The following is a 973-nucleotide window of genomic DNA, read 5'->3' as shown; positions in this document are numbered from 1 at the left end:
GGCGACTTTCGCGTTAAATCTACTGAATAGACTGGAGCCGAAGCGATATCGTATTCAAACTTTGATCTTGTGCCCAACGCGCGAATTAGCGACGCAAGTTGCGGAAGAGACGCGCAAGCTAGCGAAAGGTATGCACAATGTAAAAGTATTGACCTTGTGCGGTGGTCAGCCAATGGGACCTCAAATTGGTTCGCTCGAACACGGTGCACATATTGTTGTGGGCACACCGGGACGCATTAAAGATCACTTACGAAAAGAAACGCTCAAACTCAATAACGTTGATACCGTCGTTTTGGACGAAGCTGATCGAATGCTAGATATGGGATTTTTGGAGGACGTTGAACATATTGTAGGGCACTGCCCTGCGCAACGTCAGACCCTACTTTTTTCCGCGACCTATCCTGATAAAATTTCCTCCCTAGCGAAACGATTATTGAATAATCCTGTAATGGTGACTGTAGAAAGCGAGCATAGTGACGATCATATCGAACAGCGTTTTATTGAAGTACAAGAGCGTAATAAACAAGAAGTACTCGCGCGTATCTTGCGTCACACGCAGGCTGCGACCGCAATTGTTTTTGCAAATATGAAGCAAGATTGTGATGACTTGGCGCAATCACTGAATGATCTTGGCGCCAGCGCACTAGCCCTTCATGGTGATTTGGAACAACGCGAGCGTGACTCTGTTCTAACCCGATTTATGCAGGGAAGCTGCTGTGTTTTGGTTGCGACAGATGTCGCGGCTCGTGGCTTAGATGTCGATGATGTTGCTCTTGTCGTCAATTATGACTTGCCACGAGACAGTGAAGTGTATGTGCATCGTATTGGGCGGACTGGTCGCGCTGGTCACTCAGGAAAAGCTTATAGCATCTACACAGCGAAGCAACGGTACAAGCTCGAAATTTTAGAAGGTGAGCGCCAACAAGCACTTCACTGTCTCGTGGCAAGTCATAATTGACGACAAGAGCAACAT

At 47.2% G+C, this 973-nt stretch carries 1 protein-coding gene; it reads left to right on the top strand.

The window, feature by feature from the left end:
- Positions 1–958: DEAD/DEAH box helicase (locus tag A3738_RS06985; RefSeq protein ID WP_068763466.1), on the top strand; the 958-nt coding region annotated here is incomplete at its 5' end.
- Positions 959–973 lie beyond the last annotated feature (15 nt).

This window comes from Oleiphilus sp. HI0066 (genome assembly GCF_001635725.1).
The sequence above is the reverse complement of the archived record's forward strand: the minus strand, read 5'-3'. Positions and strand labels throughout refer to the sequence as shown.